General features: G+C 39.4%; 10 protein-coding genes. 9 read left to right on the top strand and 1 reads right to left on the bottom strand.

Annotation, left to right across the window (positions count from 1 at the left end; all coding sequences use genetic code 11):
- Positions 1-78: 78 nt before the first annotated feature.
- Positions 79-1,338, top strand: a complete 1,260-nt coding sequence (locus SCI76_RS10860) for a M48 family metallopeptidase (RefSeq protein ID WP_407545190.1) — start codon at positions 79-81, stop codon at positions 1,336-1,338.
- A 392-nt stretch (positions 1,339-1,730) separates the two neighbouring features.
- Positions 1,731-3,014 carry an isocitrate lyase gene (gene aceA, locus SCI76_RS10855; RefSeq protein WP_028412422.1) on the top strand — a complete coding sequence of 428 codons (1,284 nt, stop codon included), beginning with the start codon at positions 1,731-1,733 and terminating at the stop codon, positions 3,012-3,014.
- A 195-nt stretch (positions 3,015-3,209) separates the two neighbouring features.
- Here aceA and SCI76_RS10850 read toward each other — a convergent pair whose 3' ends face one another.
- Complete coding sequence (locus tag SCI76_RS10850) at positions 3,210-3,446, bottom strand: IDEAL domain-containing protein (RefSeq protein WP_028412421.1); 237 nt, start codon at positions 3,444-3,446, stop codon at positions 3,210-3,212.
- A gap of 176 nt (positions 3,447-3,622) precedes the next feature.
- Between SCI76_RS10850 and SCI76_RS10845 the strand changes: the two genes are divergently transcribed.
- The 7 genes from SCI76_RS10845 to SCI76_RS10815 all read left to right on the top strand — a co-directional run bounded on the left by SCI76_RS10845 (position 3,623) and on the right by SCI76_RS10815 (position 19,826).
- Entirely contained in the window at positions 3,623-5,602 is a 1,980-nt protein-coding gene (locus SCI76_RS10845) for a S9 family peptidase (protein WP_168760340.1), read from the top strand.
- Between the two features lie 164 nt (positions 5,603-5,766).
- Complete coding sequence (locus SCI76_RS10840) at positions 5,767-6,384, top strand: TVP38/TMEM64 family protein (RefSeq protein ID WP_028412419.1); 618 nt, start codon at positions 5,767-5,769, stop codon at positions 6,382-6,384.
- A gap of 580 nt (positions 6,385-6,964) precedes the next feature.
- Positions 6,965-7,705 (top strand): 3-oxoacyl-ACP reductase FabG, encoded by a 741-nt coding sequence (fabG, locus tag SCI76_RS10835; protein ID WP_014461644.1) that lies wholly within the window; start codon positions 6,965-6,967, stop codon positions 7,703-7,705.
- A gap of 263 nt (positions 7,706-7,968) precedes the next feature.
- A complete protein-coding gene (addB, locus tag SCI76_RS10830) occupies positions 7,969-11,469 on the top strand; it encodes a helicase-exonuclease AddAB subunit AddB (RefSeq protein WP_168760341.1) in 3,501 nt (1,166 codons plus the stop codon).
- A complete protein-coding gene (gene addA / locus SCI76_RS10825) occupies positions 11,462-15,199 on the top strand; it encodes a helicase-exonuclease AddAB subunit AddA (RefSeq protein WP_310884182.1) in 3,738 nt (1,245 codons plus the stop codon). Before addB ends, addA begins: the two co-directional genes overlap by 8 nt.
- A gap of 53 nt (positions 15,200-15,252) precedes the next feature.
- Complete coding sequence (locus SCI76_RS10820; protein ID WP_407545189.1) at positions 15,253-16,437, top strand: exonuclease SbcCD subunit D; 1,185 nt, start codon at positions 15,253-15,255, stop codon at positions 16,435-16,437.
- On the top strand, positions 16,434-19,826 hold the full coding sequence (locus tag SCI76_RS10815; RefSeq protein WP_407545188.1) for an SbcC/MukB-like Walker B domain-containing protein: 3,393 nt from the start codon (positions 16,434-16,436) through the stop codon (positions 19,824-19,826). Before SCI76_RS10820 ends, SCI76_RS10815 begins: the two co-directional genes overlap by 4 nt.
- The last annotated feature ends 11 nt before the right edge of the window (positions 19,827-19,837 follow it).

Below are 19,837 nucleotides of genomic sequence, written 5' to 3'. Positions count from 1 at the left end.
AAACGCTTGTTCTAAATTTCGAAAAAAAACCTACAATAGTAATAACAGAATACTGTTTGTACAAAAGGAGGGGAATGCGTGAAAAAAATTGTTTTGTGGTCCATCGGAGTTTTTCTTGTATATGCAGCTTGTATATGGGTGTATTTATTTTATATAAGTGACACCTCTATTCCACAATCATTAAAAGGTACCAGCGTGGATCCGGCTACGTTTATGAATGCAAGAGAACTTATGTTAACCGAAAAATATTCAAAGATTAGAGATGCGCTCTTTTTTATCCGATTTCCATATGAGTGGTTAGGGTTTATTTTAATTTTAGTGTTAGGTGTGTCTAAGAAAGTGAATAAGTGGTCTAAAGACGTCAGCCGTTTCAGTCTTCTCCAAACTGCTATTTATGTATTTTGGTTATCTGTTCTGCTGCTGATCTACTCTTTTCCTATGGACTGGATTAGCTATAAGCTTTCAACGGCTTACCATATTACGACGCAACCTTTCCAAGGATGGATGAAAGATCTTTTTACAGATTTTTGGGTGAACTATGCCACGATGTTTTTAGTGATTGCTGTGTTATATGCATTCATTCGTAAGTTTTCAAAAAGATGGTGGCTGTATGCGTGGCTAGTATCTATTCCATTTACGCTATTTTTGACGTTTATTCAACCAGTGGTTATCGATCCGTTATATAACGATTTTTATCCATTAAAGAATAAAGAGCTGGAGACGAAAATTTTGCATTTAGCAGATGAAGCTCATATACCTGCTAAGCATGTATATGAAGTAAACATGTCTGAAAAAACGAACTCTCTCAATGCATATGTAACGGGAATAGGTTCTAATTCAAGAATTGTGTTATGGGATACTACTCTTAATAAATTGACGGAACGTGAAATTTTGTTTATCATGGCGCACGAAATGGGTCACTATGTGAAGAAACATATTTATGTAGGGATTGCTTCAGCCTTAGTTTTATCGATTGTAGGTTTATGGCTAACGAAACATTTAGCTAGCTTTGTGATTAAGAGATGGGGGAAAGCATTAAAAATCACTTCTCTTAGTGATTTAAATTCATTACCGCTTATTCTACTTATTTTTTCTGTGCTCACATTTGCTGTAAGTCCTTTAACAAATATGCAGTCGCGTCATCATGAACTTCAATCTGACACGTACGCCATGGACTTAACAGGAGATAAACAAGCTGCTATTAAAACATTTCAGGATTTAACAAAATCAGGACTGTCCCAGGTGAATCCGCCGTATTTAGTGAAAATTTTTCGATATGGTCATCCAACAATATTGGAAAGAATTTCATTTGTTGAGAAGTATGAAAGAAATGAATAAGTGATATAAGAAAAAGTAAAGGATATATGAAGCCTTTTATACGTAGGTATTAATAGAAAAGCCTCCTTGCGAGTAGGAAAAAAATTCTAAAAGGAGGTTTCATTTTCGAAAGTACTGTTATATAATAACGTATGTAAAATAAAAACTGTTTTATAACAATGGGGAGGAATAGTTATTTGTGATTGAAAAGATAGCAGGCAAACTTATCAGCGTATATTCACCTCAACAAAGTCTTACTACATGTCCTTCAACTATTTACTTATTTCATCTACGTTCTTACTAAAGCTATGGCAAACTGCTAATTTACTTCATCATGAAACAGACATATTCTCACTGCTGCGTTTTATATTTTTATGAATATAGAATTTTAAATTCATTAGGGGGTATAAAGAATGAAAGAGATTCGTGTAAAAAACCTTGAAGAGAACTGGAAAAGCGATGAGCGTTGGAAAGGAATTGAACGTCCATATTCTGCAGAAAAAGTCATTGGACTGAGAGGATCCATTGATATTGAACACACGCTTGCTAGAAGAGGGGCCGAAAAGTTCTGGAACTTATTAAAAACAGAGCCATACGTTCATGCATTAGGAGCTTTAACAGGAAATCAAGCAGTACAACAGGTAAAAGCAGGGTTAAAAGCCATTTATCTCAGTGGATGGCAAGTAGCTGCAGATGCAAACCTTTCAGGAAATATGTATCCTGATCAAAGTCTATATCCAGCAAACAGCGTGCCGCATGTTGTGAAACGAATCAATCAAGCGCTGCAGCGTGCCGATCAAATTCAGCATTTAGAAGGAGAAGGGGACATTGATTACTTTGCTCCAATTGTAGCAGATGCAGAAGCAGGGTTCGGAGGACAGTTGAACGTATTTGAATTAATGAAAGGAATGATTGAGTCAGGAGCATCTGCGGTACACTTCGAAGATCAATTGTCATCTGAGAAAAAGTGTGGTCATCTTGGCGGCAAGGTATTGCTTCCAACTCAGACAGCTGTGAAAAACTTGATTGCTGCTCGTTTAGCTGCTGATGTAATGGGTGTTCCAACACTTCTGATTGCTCGTACCGATGCTGATGCCGCTGATTTAATTACAAGTGATGTTGATCCTGTAGATCGCCAGTTTATTACAGGTGAACGCACCGCTGAAGGTTTTTATCGCACGAGAGCCGGAATCGATCAAGCTATCGCTCGTGGCTTAGCATATGCGCCATATGCTGATCTAGTATGGTGTGAGACGTCTGAACCAAACTTGGAACAGGCACAAAAATTTGCAGATGCTATTCATGAAAAATTCCCAGGTAAAATGCTTGCTTATAACTGTTCACCATCTTTCAACTGGAAGAAAAAATTAGATAAGAAAACGATTGAAAAGTTTCAAAGAGAAATCGCAAAAATGGGCTACAAATTCCAATTCGTTACGCTTGCTGGCTTCCACGCTTTAAATCACAGCATGTTTGAACTGGCACGAGGATATAAAACAAGAGGAATGGCAGCTTATTCAGAGTTACAAGAAAGAGAGTTTGCTAGTGAAATAAATGGATATACTGCTACAAGACATCAGCGTGAAGTAGGAACGGGTTATTTTGATGAAGTGGCGCAAGTAGTTTCCGGTGGGACTTCCTCTACAACAGCTTTAAAAGGTTCAACAGAAGAAGAGCAGTTTCAGGCGCATAAATAACAAAAAATCTATGAGTGGAACGGTTGTTTACTTCCACTCATAGAAAAAATCCTAACAAAAAAGATTCTTACATCTGTAAGAATCTTTTTTTATGTAGTAAACACGATTTAACAGACAGCTGTTCTTCCTGAGAAGAAAGGTTCTGCCTGTTAAACGTACATATAAATCATTAACATGAATGAACTTCTTGAAATATTAAGTAGATGTTTGAAGTAAGGATTGGTACTGTGCTGATAGCTCATAAAAAGCAGTTTCATCACGTTGATCTAATGCCGTGTTAATGTTTGTTTCTAACAGTTCTTTTTGACGCTTAAAAAGCGATTCATCAATTACCATTTCGATATAAACATCCAACATACTCACAGTATCAATTACTTTTTTCTTGCGAGCGAGGGACTTCATCATTTCCGTGTACGATTTTTCATTGTTCATACCTCATCACCTCTGCACCCTTTTTATTATTATATAGATTAAAAGAAGAAAAAACAACTAATTTTCTAAATTTTTAGATTTTTATTTTTAGAAATGATAAAGTAAGAGGGAAACGCTACTTTCGTTTTTATCGATTGGCTATTTGGTTTAAAAATGAATCCTTGGGGGCGAAGAAATTGAATCATTTAAAAAAGCGTACGGTAACGGTAGAGGATTTGTATGAATTGAAGTCTGTGTATAACCCTCAGATTTCTCCAGATGGAAAAAGTGTAGTTTATACGGTTCGAGAAACGAAAAAAATAGAAAACGGTTATGAGACGCAGCTGTTTATGTTAGATCTTGAAACAAAAAAAACAAAGCAATTGACGTATTATAAAGGAAATAATCATTCTCCCGCCTGGTCTCCTGACGGCAGGTGGATTGCTTTTTTATCAGATCGCAGTCAAACCGTTCAGCTCTATCTATTAGCAGCGACAGGCGGGGAAGCAGAAGCACTCACAGATTGTGAAAAAGGCGTTAGTAATCCCGTATGGTCTCCTTATAGTGATGAAATTATGTTTTCTACAAAAGTAGAAGAAAAAGCTGTAAGAGTTGAACAAAATCATGAGCATCCTCAGCCATACGAAGTGGAACGTTTGTTGTATAAATCCGATGCTAGCGGCTATTTAAAAGGTGAATATACGCAAGTTGCGGTCGTTAAACTTAAAAATAAAGAAGTGACGTTTTTAACGGATGGACCTTATCATCACTCTGTAGGATGCTGGGCCCCTGATGCAAATTCAATTGTGTTTTGCAGTAGCCGAGGAGAGAATCCGGATTTATCGTTAACCATGGACGTGTTTATTTTGCATCGTGATACTAAAAAGTTAACATCTATTACAGCAGAAACAGGATATTTTCATCAAGTTTCGTGGTCACCAGATGGGTCATACATAGCTTACATTGGAAATGAACGTACATACGGATCGGCTTCAATGAATGACATATATATTTATCAGGTCTCCAATCAAAAAACAGCTTGTATCACTGCAGGTATAGACTTAGAAATAGGAGATATGGTAGCAGGAGATTTTCACTTTGGAAGAACCGCAGCGGGAATTATGTGGAGCAGTAAGGAAGAATTTTATTTTGTCGTAAGTGAAAAGGGTTCTGTAGGCATATATAAAGGAAATGTAAATGGAAAGTTAGACTCTGTGCTTATGGATAATGCTCACGTATACGGGGTATCTGTTCTTCCCAACGGTGAGGAAGCTATCGTAGCAATCAGTACATTTACACATCCTGGAGATCTTTATTCTTTAAATTTAAAAACAGAGGAACTAGTGAAGCTGACAAACGTTAATGATTCATTTTTAAAGCATGTGCAGTTAACGGAAGCAGAATCTTTTTGCGCGACTGCCACGGACGGTATACATATCCACAGTTGGGTCGTAAAAGCGGCTGCTGCCAACGATGTATCTCCAACCATTTTAGAAATTCACGGAGGTCCGCATCTTATGTATGGTCATACATTTATGTTTGAATTTCAAGTGCTTGCATCAAAAGGGTTCAATATCCTCTTTTCTAATCCAAGAGGCGGAAGAGGATATGGTCAAGCCTTTACAGATGCCGTTCGAGGAGATTACGGAGGCATGGATTATATGGATTTGATGGCAGTAACCGACGAAGCAATTAACCGCTACTCTTATATTAATGAAGATAAACTTGGCGTAACAGGAGGAAGCTACGGAGGATTTATGACAAACTGGATTGTAGGAAGTACAAATCGGTTTAAAGCAGCGGTGACGCAACGGTCTATTTCAAATTGGACGAGTTTTTACGGCGTTAGTGATATTGGCTATTATTTTACCGAATGGGAATTGAAAGCTGATATTTATGAGAAGCCGGAAAAACTTTGGAACCACTCGCCGCTTCGTTTAGCGGAGAACGTGAAAACACCGCTGTTAATCTTGCATAGCGAACAGGATTATAGATGTCCAATTGAACAAGCTGAACAGCTTTATGTGGCACTAAAAAGAAAAGATAAAGAAGTAGAATTTATTCGTTTTCCTCAGTCTAACCATGAACTTTCTAGAAGCGGTAAGCCTAATTTACGAACGGCGAGACTAAAATATTTAACCAGCTGGTTTAAACGTTATTTGCAGCAGTCTAAGTAAAAGCACATGTTGTTCTAGAGGTTCTGTTCGTGTAAGTAAGGGCTGGCTATATGGCAAGCGCAACAGGGCAGAAAAGATAAAACGCTGTAAAACTTTTGTTTGGTAAAGGAAAGTAGTACAATAAGTGAAAAGTAGCACAGTTGTTTAAATAAGGAGAACATTCGATGGATTTTGAAACATTAAAGCATTATTTGACATTAGACGGCGTCCTCGAGTTATTAAAACAATATCAATCATTTGGGATCATTCCCGGACTGCTGTTGCCTATTTTAGAAGCGTTTATCCCTATCTTGCCGCTTTTTGCGTTTGTAATGGCTAATGCTGCTGCCTTTGGCTTATGGTTAGGCTTTTTAATTTCATGGATCGGGAGCTGCGTTGGATCACTGCTTGTCTTTTTGATTTTTAGAAAATACGGACAGGCGAGGTTTTTACATTTTATCAGCCGCCATGCGCAAATTCGAAAGATTATGATTTGGGTGGAAAGACACGGTTTTGGACCGCTGTTTATTATGCTTTGTTTCCCTTTTACGCCGTCTTCAGCGATTAATGTAGTAGCTGGACTATCACGTGTCAGTATGGCTCAGTTTATGCTTGCTGTATTAGCGGGTAAAATGGTCATGATATTTATGATGAGCTTTATTGGGGCCGATTTTGTTTCATTTGTGAAACAGCCTTTAAAAGCAGTACTTGTTTTAGTGATCATTTTTGTCCTATGGCTTGTTGGAAAGCAAATTGAACGAAGATTAAATGAAAAATCTAAAGTGAAACAGTATGACAAATAGTTTGTTTATATATAACAAATAGTGATGAAAGACTGCTTTTTAATAGGCAGTCTTTTGTTATACATACAGCAGAAGAGGGTATTGTAAACTATGGAAAAGCCTTTTCTTATAGGAATACAGCAGCATTTTTGAAAGGTTTTTTGCCTTTTTCTTAAAGAAGTTATTTGTCTGTTTATTCGGTTGGTAGAACAATGCACATACAGAGTATCTGTCTAGTAATGAACAAGTTTTTTGTTTATCAATTGTGAAAAATATGCTAAAATAAAAGAAAAAACTGGGAATAAATTAGACGTCTATTCCTAGTTGCACCTAAGTAATGAACCCTTTGTTTTCTAGAGATATACATGTTTTTTCTCAACATGTATTATCACCTCATGTATTTCAAAACGTTTTCTTAAAAATTATATGAATGATTTTTGAGCTTGACTACTAAGATGTAAGTAGAGGGATCATTACTAGAAAAGCACCGAATGATCATTAAGACGTGCTTGGCGTCGTTTTGAGGAGGGGAATGCGCTACTAAGATTCAAGCGACTTGCTGATTAATCGTTGTTAGTAAGCGTCTTATAGCGCGGGTGACATGAGATTAAAAGATAAAGTGGCAATTATTACGGGTGCAGCAAATGGGTTAGGGTTCGAAGCTTCTCGAATTTTCGCACAAGAGGGTGCAAAGGTCGCTATGGTTGACTACGATGCAAAAGTAGGAGAAGAACGAGCAGCTCAGCTAAAAGAAGAAGGCGGAGATGTAGCATTCTTTCAAGTAAACGTAGCGGATCGAGACAGTGTAGATGCAATGGTAGAAGAAGTCGTGAAACGCTTCTCTAAAATAGATATTTTAATTAATAATGCAGGTATTACCAGAGATGGAATGCTAACTAAATTATCAGTTGAAAATTTTCAAGCGGTCATTAACGTAAACCTTACAGGCGTTTTTCACTGTACGCAAGCCGTTGTACCGCATATGATTGCTCAAGGTAAAGGGAAAATTATCAGCACATCTTCGGTATCCGGCGTATATGGAAATGTTGGTCAAACAAATTATGCGGCGACAAAAGCCGGCGTAGTGGGAATGACAAAAACATGGGCTAAAGAGCTTGGGCGAAAAGGAATTAATGTAAACGCTGTAGCTCCCGGTTTTATTGAGACGGATATGGTGAAGGCGATGCCGGACAAAATCATTGATCAAATGAAATCTACTATTCCTTTACAAAGGTTAGGTCAGCCTTCTGACATTGGTTATGCTTATCTTTATTTAGCCTCTGATGAGTCCAACTATATTAACGGCACAACACTGCATGTAGATGGTGGAATCATGATGTAAAAGTAGAAAATAACTCGCTTTTCTAAAACTTTTCAGTGGTCATTTGGCTACTGAAAAGTTTTTTTGTTGCATCCAGCATTTCACATATGTGCAAAGTGGAATTTTGTCTGCAAGTTCAGTAAAATAATAAGGAGAGAGATAGAGAGATTTAGCTGATTATCACTATAAAATTTTGACGACTGCGTCACGTGTTTGCGTGGCGTTTATCCATTTTGCACTTAAACAACTAAAAATATAGAGAAGAAAAATGAAGGGGTGAAAACGTGGGGCTACAGTTTTTATTAGGACGTTCAGGAAGCGGGAAAACGGAATATCTTTTAAATAGCATGCGCCAAGAGCTGTTAAATGCTCCGCTTGGGCATCCACTTATTTATATTGTACCTGAACAGATGACATTTCAGTCGGAGTATGCGCTTGTTCAAACACCTGGGTTAGAAGGCATGATGCGTGCTCAAGTTTATAGTTTTACACGTCTTGCGTGGCGTATCCTGCAAGAAGTCGGAGGTATTAGCCGCTATCATGTGGATCAAACAGGTATTCATATGATGCTTAAAAAAATTATCGAGCATCAAAAAAAAGAGCTTCGATTGTTTGCGAATTCTTCAGAACAAGCAGGGTTTATTGAAGAACTAGAAAAAATGGTTAAAGAATTTAAACAGTACACGGTAAATGCACCGTCTCTCGAAGAGATGAAGCAAAAACTTCAAGCAGAAGATGAGAAAGTCCTTGCTGATAAATTACATGATTTACATCTCATTTACGGAGAATTAGAAAAACAGCTGATGACAAAATATGTAGATGGAGAAGATTATTTAAAGCTGCTGAGTGAAAAAGTAGTCTCTTCTGCGTACCTTGCTCAAGCAACGATTTATGTAGATGGATTTCATCACTATACTCCTCAAGAATTAACGGTATTAGTAGAGCTGATGAAAGTTTGTAGAGAAGTGAAAATAGCGGTTACTTCTGATTATTCATATCAAGATTTTATTCCAAATGACCTGCACTTGTTTCGATTAACGAGCGAAACGTATCAAGAAATAATGGGCCTGGCGGCTGAAAACGGGATAGAGATTCAAGAGCCAAACGTATTTAATGAACAAAAAAGGCATCAAAACAGTCCAGAGCTTGCCTATTTAGAACTATATTATGATGAACGGCCAACGCCGGAATTTCAGTCAGAGCCCGAGCACATTCAGCTGCTGCCTGCTGTTAGCCGAAGAGCAGAGGTAGAAGGGATTGCAAGAGAAGTGCTGTCGCTTGTGCGTGATCACGGTTATCGCTATCGTGATATTGCCTTGATTGTTAGAAATGCAGAAGACTATCATGACTTGCTTCAAACCATTTTTCGAGATTATGAAATTCCGTACTTTATTGACCAAAAGCGAGCGATGTTTCACCATCCACTCGTTGAATTTATTCGCTCAGTCTTAGAGGTGGTAAGCGGGTCATGGCGATACGAAACCATCTTTCGGGCAGTGAAAACAGACCTTTTATTTCCTTTGTCATCTGATGTGCACCAGCTTCGCGAAGAGATGGATGAATTAGAAAATTACGTACTTGCTTACGGTATTCAAGGATCTAAGTGGACGAGTAAGGAGCCATTTACCTACAGAAAATATCGTTCGCTTGAAGACATGAACCTTGGGAAAACTGACGAAGAGCTTGCTTTTGAGCAAAAAATAAATGAATTAAAAAATATGATTGTTCCTCCTATTTATTCGCTTCAGCAAAAATTAAAACAAGCGAAAATAGGAAAAGAAAAAGCAGAAGCACTCTATCATTTTTTAACGAACTTAGATATTCCACAAAAGATAGAAGCGCTGCGCAATCGATGTGAAGAAGAAGGTAAGCTTCAAGAAGCAAGAGAGCACGAGCAGGTATGGAAAGCAATTCTTCACTTATTTGATCAGTTTGTTGAAATGATGGGAGAAGAGAAAGTATCGATTTCTTTGTTCGCGGATCTATTTGAGACAGGGCTTGACAGCATGCAGTTTGCACTTGTTCCGCCTGCACTGGATCAAGTGGTTGTGGCAAGTTTTGAGCGTTCGCGTTTATCCGATATCAAAGCAAGCTTTGTGCTAGGCGTAAATGACGGTGTGATTCCAGCTAAACCAAAAAGCGATGGCCTGTTATCTGAGAAAGAGAGAGAGCAGCTGCTTGAATCAGGCTTATTACTTGCGCCAACTGGAAGGCAAAAGCTGTTTGACGAACAATTTCTTATTTATTTAGCACTTTCCAGCTCTTCTGAAAAACTTTATGTTTCGTATCCTCTTGCCAATGAGGAAGGGAAGACTCTGTTGCCTTCACTCGTTATTAATCGATTAAAAGAGCTATTTCCGCTCCTGCAGGAAAAGCTGTTAATGACGGAGCCTACGGATTTAGAAGAAGAAAAGCAAGTTGATTATATAACAAATCCCTTAACGAGCATCGCGCATTTAGCCAGCCAGCTGCAAGGGTGGAAACGCCATTATCCGATGAGTTCCGCTTGGTGGGATGTATATAATTTTTATGTAGAAAATTCAGATTGGAACTCATACAGCGAGAAAGTACTAAGCAGTTTATTTTATAAAAACGAAGCAAAAAGGTTAACAAAGAAAACGAGTCAGCGTCTGTATGGAAAGCATATTCAAGCAAGCGTATCGAGAATGGAGAAATTTGAAGCCTGTCCGTACGCTCATTTTGCTTCTCACGGGCTTAAGCTTAAAGAACGAAAAGTTTTCAAATTAGCAGCTCCTGACATAGGCGAGTTATTTCACGCGGCGCTGAAGATGATTTCAGACGAGCTACGGGGCGGTCAAAAAGAATGGAAGAACTTAACGAGAAAAGACTGTCAGCAGCTTTCTACGGCTGCGGTGCACGAACTTGCTCCGCGCTTACAAAATGAAATTTTATTGAGCTCTAATCGCCACCACTATTTAACACATAAGCTGCAGCAAATTATTGAACGTGCGTCGCTTGTGTTAAGTGAGCACGCTAAGGTGAGCGGGTTTGTTCCTGTTGGATTGGAATTAGGGTTTGGTCCTAGCGCGGAGCTGCCTTCTATGCAGTTTACACTGCCAAATGGCCATACGATGGAACTTGTTGGCCGAATTGACAGAGTGGATAAAGCGGAAAGCTCCAAGGGACTTTTACTGCGTATTGTCGACTATAAATCAAGCGATAAAGCATTAAACTTAGTGGAAGTGTACTATGGTTTATCTCTTCAAATTTTAGCTTATTTAGACATAGTCGTGACGTATGCTGAACAGCTTCTTCATGATAATAGAGGAGCATTGCCTGCTGGCGTTCTTTATTTCCACGTTCATAATCCAATGATCAACAGTACTAAAGCATTACAACCCGATCAAATTGAAGCTGAAATCTTCAAGAAGTTTAAAATGAAAGGACTGCTTTTAGGGGACGAGGAAGCAGTCCAATTAATGGACAAAACGTTAGAATCAGGGCACTCACAGGTTATATCGGCGGGTATTAAAAAGACAGGGGGCTTTTATTCCAATTCTTCGGTTGCGAGCGAAGAAGATTTTACACATCTCCGTCAGTATGTGCGAGGTAAGTTTGTAGAGGCAGGTACTGAGATTACAAATGGAAAAATTGATATTTCGCCTTATAAGCTAAAAGATAAAACACCATGTGCGTTTTGTGAATACCGCTCAATCTGTCAGTTCGATGAATCAATGGAAAACAACGAATATCGTCAGCTTAGTACAGAGAGTCAAAATGTTATTTTAGATAAAATTCGAGAGGAGGCCAAACGAGATGAGTGAAGATATACACGTAAAACCGGCCGACTCCCAGTGGACGGATGATCAGTGGAACGCCATTGTTTCATCCGGTCAAGATATATTAGTAGCCGCGGCGGCTGGCTCAGGAAAAACAGCGGTTTTAGTCGAACGTATTATTAAAAAGATTACGATGGGCGAGGAGCCAATCGATGTTGATAGATTACTAGTTGCTACGTTTACAAATGCTTCTGCAGCCGAAATGAGAAATCGAATTGGAGAAGCATTGGAAAAAGAGTTAAAAAAGAATCCATCTTCTTTACACTTGCGCAGACAGCTTAATTTATTAAACCGTGCGTCGATTTCTACGCTCCATTCTTTTTGTTTAGAAGTCATTCGAACGTATTATTATTTGATCGATGTAGACCCTGGTTTTCGAATTGCAGATGATACGGAAGCGGATCTTCTGCGTGAAGAAGTATTAGAAGAATTGTTTGAAGAGCAGTACAGTATTGAACAGAACGAGCGATTCTTTGATTTAATTGATCGTTATACAAGCGACAGAAATGACTTAGATATTCAGCTTATGGTAAGAAAGCTATATGACTTTGCAAGATCTAACCCCGACCCAAACGGCTGGCTTAAAATGATTGTGAGTCAATATGATGTCACAGAGGACTCTTCTATTGATTCACTTCCGTTTCTGTCTTTTCTTTTACAAGAAGTAACAACGCAGCTCATGGGCATTGAGTCGATTTTAAAACAGGGCTTAGAGCTAACAAAGCTGCCGGGAGGGCCTGCTCCTCGCGCCGTTAATGCAGAGGAAGACCTGGCTCAAATTCATCGGCTGCTCAGCGCTTCTAAGCATTCTTTTGCTGATTTGCATGAGGAAATGCAGAATTTGAATTTTACTCGTTTAAAGCCATGTAAAGGAGATGCGTACGACTCGCAGCTTTTAGATGATTTTGGAGAGCTTCGCAAAAAAGCGAAAACAAGCCTTGAGAAGCTTCATGCTGATTTGTTTTCTAGGCCTTTGCACGGCTACATGGCTGATTTTGAAAAAATGAAGCCCGTTATTGAAACGCTAATCTTTTTAGTTCAGCGCTTCGGTGAACGATATGAACACATCAAAAAAGAGAAAGGGTTAGTGGACTTTTCTGATTTAGAGCATTATTGCCTGCAAATCTTGAGTGTAAAAGAAGACGGGGTGCTTAAGCCTTCGTCCATTGCTCAAAAATATCGCACTCAGTTTGAAGAGGTGCTTGTTGACGAATATCAAGATACAAATATGGTTCAAGAAACACTAATTAAATTAGTGACGAGAGATAGTGAAGAACAAGGGAATTTATTTATGGTTGGAGATGTAAAACAATCCATTTACCGCTTTCGTTTAGCGGAGCCATTTTTGTTTTTGACGAAGTACAAGCGATTTACGCAAGATGGACGACAATTTGGAAAACGTATTGACTTAAATAAAAACTTCCGAAGTCGTTCTCAAGTGCTTGACGCCACAAACTTTATTTTTAACCAGCTGATGGATGAAGAAGTAGGAGAAATTGCATATGACGATGATGCTTCTTTAAAATTAGGAGCATCGTATCCAAAAGTGGAAGGAATGGAAACGGAGCTTCTGCTGATTGCAAAAGAAAATGCAGAAGAAGGAGCGGAAGAAGAATCGGATTCTTCTCTCGTCGCGTTTTCAGAAGCAGAGCTTGAAACGGCTCAGTTAGAGGCAAGAGCAATGGCGCGCAAAATCAAAGAACTCGTTCAAAACCGTTTTCAAATATATGATCGCAAGCTCGATATCATGAGAAACGTAACGTATCGTGACTTTGTTATTTTGCTTCGTTCCATGCCTTGGGCTGCGCAGATTATGGATGAATTTAAACAAGAAGGCGTGCCGATTTATGCGGATTTATCAACAGGCTATTTTGATGCTACTGAAGTGATGATTATGATGTCTTTATTAAAAGTAGTAGATAACCCGCATCAAGACATTCCGTTAGCTTCTGTTCTTCGCTCACCGGTAGTAGGGCTTTCAGATGAAGAGTTGGCTACACTGAGAGCAGAGCAAAAGAAAGGAACGTATTATGATGCGTTGAAAACGTACTTAGCGGTTTCAGATGATGAAGAACTTCGCGATAAAGTGAAATATTTCTATGAGCAGTTAAAAGCATGGAGAACACAAGCTAGACAAAGCTCTTTGTCAGAACTAGTATGGCAAATTTACCGCGACACGGGTTTCTTTGAATTTGTTGGCGGACTTCCTGGCGGGAAACAGCGTCAAGCCAATTTACGTGCTCTTTACGATCGCGCTCGCCAGTATGAGGCGACTTCATTTAGAGGTCTGTTCCGCTTTTTACGCTTTATTGAACGGATGCAGGATCGAGGGAACGATTTAGGAGCTGCTCGAGCGCTGGGAGAACAAGAAGATGTGGTGCGTTTGATGACGATCCACAGCAGTAAAGGTCTTGAATTTCCTGTTGTTTTCGTAGCTGGTCTTGCTCGTCAGTTTAACTTAATGGACTTGAATAAAGCTTATTTACTCGATAAAGAACTAGGTTTTGGATCTAAATATATTGATCCGAAACTGCGTATTACGTACCCGACTCTTCTTCAGCAGACCATGAAGAAAAAAATGAAAAAAGAAAGCATGGCAGAGGAAATGCGGGTATTATACGTAGCTTTGACGCGTGCGAAAGAAAAACTTATTTTAGTTGGAACAGTAAAAGACGCATCAGAAAAGCTCAGACAATGGAGCTCCGTTATGGGACACGAAGATTGGACGCTTCCAGCTCACGTGAGAAGAGATGCAAAATGTTATTTAGACTGGATTGGACCTTCTTTAATTCGTCACAAAAATGTTAGTCATATGGTTGAAGGAGAGGTCCAGCCGGCCGAGATGATTTATCAGCATGCTTCAAGCTGGAAGCTTTCAACGTTATTAGCAGGTGATTTAGCCGAACAGCCTCTTGAAGAGCAGCAGCATCATGAAGAGCTTTTGAACGCTCTTCAAAAGCATGAGCCAGTTACAGAATCCAGCGATTATAAAGAGGAAGTGTATAGACGCTTAAATTGGTCTTATGATTATCGTGTAGCTTCCGTTCATCGTTCAAAGCAATCTGTTTCTGAACTAAAAAGGCAGCAGCAGCTGACGGATGCAGGTGCAAGCAGTGATCTTGTTCGGGGAGCTAAAGCACCTCTTGAAAATCGTCCGCTGTTTCTTCAAGAGAAATCTCTCACAGGAGCTGAAAGAGGAACAGCTACACATGCCGTTATGCAGCAGCTTCCATTAAATAAAGCTTATACCCTCGAAATGGTTCAAGACTTTATTCAATCAATGGTTACCAAAGAATTGTTGACGCAACAGCAAGCGGATGCCGTTGATGCAAATGATGTAGCAGATTTTTTAGACAGTGACATTGCACAAGGTATTCGAACGGCTCGCACGGTTTATAGAGAGATGCCTTTTAGTTTAGGTGTCTCCGCTAAAGAAATCTATGATCATTGGGAGCAGGAAGATGAAACGATTTTAGTACAAGGTATTATTGATTGTTTATATGAAACGGAAGAAGGCCTCGTTTTACTTGATTTTAAAACAGATAATATTTCGGATCGTTTTCAAGGGGATTTTGAACGAGCAAAACCATTTCTAATTGACAGATACCGCATTCAGCTAGAGCTTTACGCAAAGGCCATTGAGCGGATCGTAAAACAACCTGTTCAGCATCGCTATCTGTACTTTTTAGATGGTGGACATGCTGTTGAAATATAAAAAAAGAAGAAGGCGATAGTCTTCTTCTTTTTCACCAATAAGGAGAGAGTAACATGCGTTTATTACATACAGCGGATTGGCATTTGGGGCGAACGTTAGAAGGTCGAAGCCGTCTAGCTGAGCAAGCACAGTTTTTAGATGAACTGGCAGACATTGTGGAAGAAGAAAAGATAGATGCTATTCTCATGGCGGGAGATGCCTTTGATACGGTTAACCCTCCAGCAGCGGCAGAGCAGCTTTTTTACGAAAGTATGTCTAGGTTGAGCAACAATGGAAAACGTCCGATTATTGTTATTGCAGGTAATCATGACAACCCAGATCGGCTGTCGGCGGCTTCTCCATTAGCTGTTCATCAAAATATTACGCTTCTTGGTTTGCCTACTACCCATGTAGAAAGCATTCACATTCCTACATCAGATGAAATATTAAAGGTTGCGGCTCTTCCTTACCCATCTGAATCAAGGTTAAAGGAACTGTTAGCAGAAGAAAATGATGAGCTGGCTCTTCGAAACTCATATGATGCCAGAGTAAAAGGTATTTTTGATAAAATGAGTGAGCAGTTCACAACAGATACCGTTAATATTGCCATGAGTCATATTTACGTAGCAGGCGGAAGTTCAACGGACTCAGAACGTCCAATTGAAGTAGGAGGAGCTTATACGGTGGCGGCAACTAGTTTGCCTGCTAATGCTCAATATGTAGCTCTAGGACATTTGCATCGCCCGCAAATGATCAATCGCGCCAACACCCTTGCAAGATATTCTGGGTCACCTCTTGCCTATAGCTTTTCAGAGTCAGGGTACGCAAAGTCCGTGACCATTTTAGATGCTCAGCCAGGAAAAGAGGTTGAAATGACGGAAATTCCATTATCTAGCGGAAAGCCTTTGACACGTTGGAAAGCAAAAAACGGATTGGCAGAAGTATATACGTGGCTTGATGAGCAAAAAGATACGCAGGCATGGGTTGATTTAGAAGTTCACGTAGAAGATGCACTTTCACTAGAAGAAATCCATCGACTTCGCAAGCTTCATCCAGGCTTTATTCATATTCGTCCGGTATTCAAAGCAGAAGAACTAGCACATGAAACACGTTCACAGCGCGAAGTGCCGATCGAAGAACTGTTTACAAAGTTCTACAGCAGGCAAACCGGCGGAGGGGCACCTGATGATGAGTTAGTCAAACTGTTTTTAACCTTGATTAACGATGAAGAAGTATCGGGAAAGGAGGATGAAAAATGAAACCTATTAACTTGACCGTTTCGGGGCTTCACAGTTTTAGAGAAAAACAAACTGTCGACTTTGAAGCGCTGTGTTCAGGCGGTGTGTTTGGAATATTTGGTCCTACTGGAAGCGGGAAATCCTCCATTTTGGATGCCATTACACTAGCTTTATACGGAAAAGTAGAGCGTGCAGCCAATAATACACAAGGAATTTTAAATCACGGGGAAAATGAACTGAAAGTATCGTTTACGTTCGAGCTGGAAAACGCGAGTCATAAAAAACGCTATACTGTTGAACGAAGCTTTAAACGGACAGATGAGCTGCGTGTGAAATCAGCTTCCAGTCGATTGATTGAAATCGAAGATGAAACGTACGTATTAGCGGATAAAACAAATGATGTAAACCAGCAGGTACAGGAACTTCTTGGTTTAACAATTGATGATTTTACAAGAGCTGTTGTATTACCACAAGGAAAATTTGCAGAGTTTTTATCGTTAAAAGGGACGGAACGCCGTCAAATGCTTCAGCGTCTTTTTAATCTCGAGCAGTACGGAGATCAGCTTAGTAAGAAAATACGCTATCAAGTTCAGCAGCTAAAAACAGACCTAGATAAAATCACGGCAGAACAAACGGGATTAGGTGAAGCTTCAACAGAGAAAGTAACAGAAGCCGAGCAGCTTGTAAGTGATAGCATTGTACTTTTGGAAAAACGAGAAAAAGAAGCGGCTGATTTGCAGGAACGATACGATCAGCAGGCGTCTCTTTGGAAAGCGCAGCAGGAAAAAACACTGTTAGAAGAAAAACTAGTGCATGCTTCTAAGCAGGAAGAGGAGATTAAACAAAAGCAAGATTTGCTGACGAAAGCGCAGCAGGCAGAGCGTCTTTTTCCTTATTTAGAAACATTTGAACAAGCTGAAAAACAGCAGAAGCTTTATAAAGATAAAGTAGAAAAATTAAAAGTGCAAATTGTTCAGCAAAGTGAGGAATATAAGCGATCGAATAGCTTATATGAGCAGGCTCGCTTACAAAAAAATGAACAGCAGCCCAAATTAGTTGTTCAAAAAGAACAGCTTCAACAAGCTTCTGATCTTCAAAAACAAATTAAAGATGGGCAGCAAGAAGTAAAAGAAGCGGAAGTTTCTCTTCAGCAAAAGCAGCAGGCACTTCAAACGAAAAATGATGAATTAATAGAAGCGGATAAGCGGTATCAGCAGGGTCTGAACCTTCAAAAAGAGTTAAAAGAAGCATTAACAAAAGTGGAGATTCAACCTGATTATCGGCAGGCTGTTCAGCAAGCATTCTACCGTTATCAAGTATGGAATAATGATAAAAAAAATCTAGATGAAGGCCAAAAAACGTATAAAGAAAAAGCGGAACAGCTTCAACATTTGCATACACAAAAACAAACACACCAAGAGAGATATCAGCAAACAATAGAACGAAGTAAAGAGTTATTTTCGGATATTCAAGGCTTGTATCACACTGTATGTGAGCGGGAAAAAGAGTTTCAGCAGCTTTTTCAACAAGCGGATCATTTAATGAGTGATCTAAAAAGACGCAAGGAAAAAGAATGGTCACATCGTCTGGCTCATCAATTAGCTGAGCAGCTGACTAAAGGAGAGCCTTGTCCAGTTTGTGGCTCTGAGCATCATCCTAACCCCGTGTTAAACCAAAAAGAAGAAGATGGTACAGTAGAATCAGCGGATCAGTTCGAAGATCAAGTCAATCAGTTGCGTGAACAGCGATTTAGCTATTCGTCGCTTAAAATGCAGCTTGAACAGCTTGCTAAACCTCTTGTTGAAAAAATACCTGATTTAGCTGGGTTTATGAATGAAGCTGGCCAAGTTCCTGCTTTAGGAGAAATGGGTACAGATGCCTTTGGTCAGTATGCTAAGAAAATAGAAGTTGAAATTAAATCTCTTGAGCAGGATTATTTGCAGGTAGGCGAAAAACAGCATGCAATTCTCGGGCAGGTACAAAAGGTCCAGCAAAGTCTTGAAAAGATTGAATTAGAGCTTGCTCATTATCAAAAAGAACAAGCTGAATTGGAAAGAAAAGTCACTCAGCAAAAACAAGCGTTACAAGCAGGAAGAGAAGCTTTTCAACAAGATTATCCTTCCTTTGTATTTGAAGAGATGGAAAAAATTAATGAACAGCTAAACGAGCGAGAAAAAGAAGAGCAGACAATAAAGGCTCGAATTGAAAAAAGCAGCGTATTTTTTGAAAATCAGCAAAAGAAAATCGAACGTCTAAAAGAAGAAAAATATGCGGGCGAAAAAGAATTTACAGAATTAAAAGCAATGCTGTCTCATAAACAATCTCTTGTTCACTCGCAAATTGAACGCTTGCGTACGCTTACAGATCAAGAAGATATTGAACGAGCGCTGCAAAAAACAGTTCACTTACTTGCGGAGTTAGAGACGAATGAACAGCAGGCGTATCAACATTGGCAAACTGTTCAAAAAGCGTATCAAACGCTGCAAATGGATGAAAAAGCAGCGAGCGAATCTCTAGAAACAGCTCATATCCAGTATAAAAAAGCAGCTGGAAAATGGGAAGAAGCGATAGGGAATTCTTTATTCAGCGAAGAAAAAGAAGTTCAGCAAGCTTTGTTATCACATGATGAGATGAAATTGTTGGATGAAACTGTTCAGGCTTATTGGGACAACATAAAACAGATGAAGTCATCAATTGAACAGTTAAATATCCAGCTGAATCACCAGTCCATAGAAGAGCAGCAATTTGAAGAAACTCAGCAGCTGCTTCATGATATAAAAGCCGCTGTAAAAGAAGCCGTTCAGCTCAAGGGAGCAGCTGAGCAAACGTTAAAAAGCGTCAAAGAACGGCATGAGCGATTTTTAGTGCTTGAACAGGACCGTGAAGAAAAACAAGCGTTATTTGAACAGTATCAAAAGCTTCAAACAGTATTTAAAGGAAATGCTTTCGTCGAATATATTGCTGAAGAACAGCTGATGTCCGTTAGCCGAGATGCTTCAGAGCGTCTGGGTATATTAACACGTCAGCGCTATGCGATTGAAGTTGATTCACAAGGCGGCTTTATCATGAGAGATGATGCAAATGGAGGCGTAAAACGTCCGGTTTCAACTTTATCGGGAGGGGAAACATTTTTAACTTCCCTCGCTCTGGCCCTTTCATTATCTGCACAAATACAGCTAAGAGGAGAATATCCACTGCAGTTTTTCTTTTTAGATGAAGGATTTGGAACGCTTGATGGAGAGCTTCTTGATACCGTGGTTACGGCGCTTGAAAAGCTTCAGTCCAATAATTTATCAATTGGAGTCATCAGTCACGTACAAGAACTTCGTGCTCGTCTGCCAAAACGTTTGATTGTTGAGCCGTCCGAGCCTTCTGGCAAAGGAACTAGTGTAAGAGTAGAAACTTTATAGGGAAGGAAATC

The sequence above is a fragment of the Priestia sp. HNGD-A6 genome, from assembly GCF_045784335.1.
In the GTDB taxonomy this organism is placed as follows: domain Bacteria; phylum Bacillota; class Bacilli; order Bacillales; family Bacillaceae_H; genus Priestia; species Priestia zanthoxyli.
The sequence above is the reverse complement of the archived record's forward strand: the minus strand, read 5'-3'. Positions and strand labels throughout refer to the sequence as shown.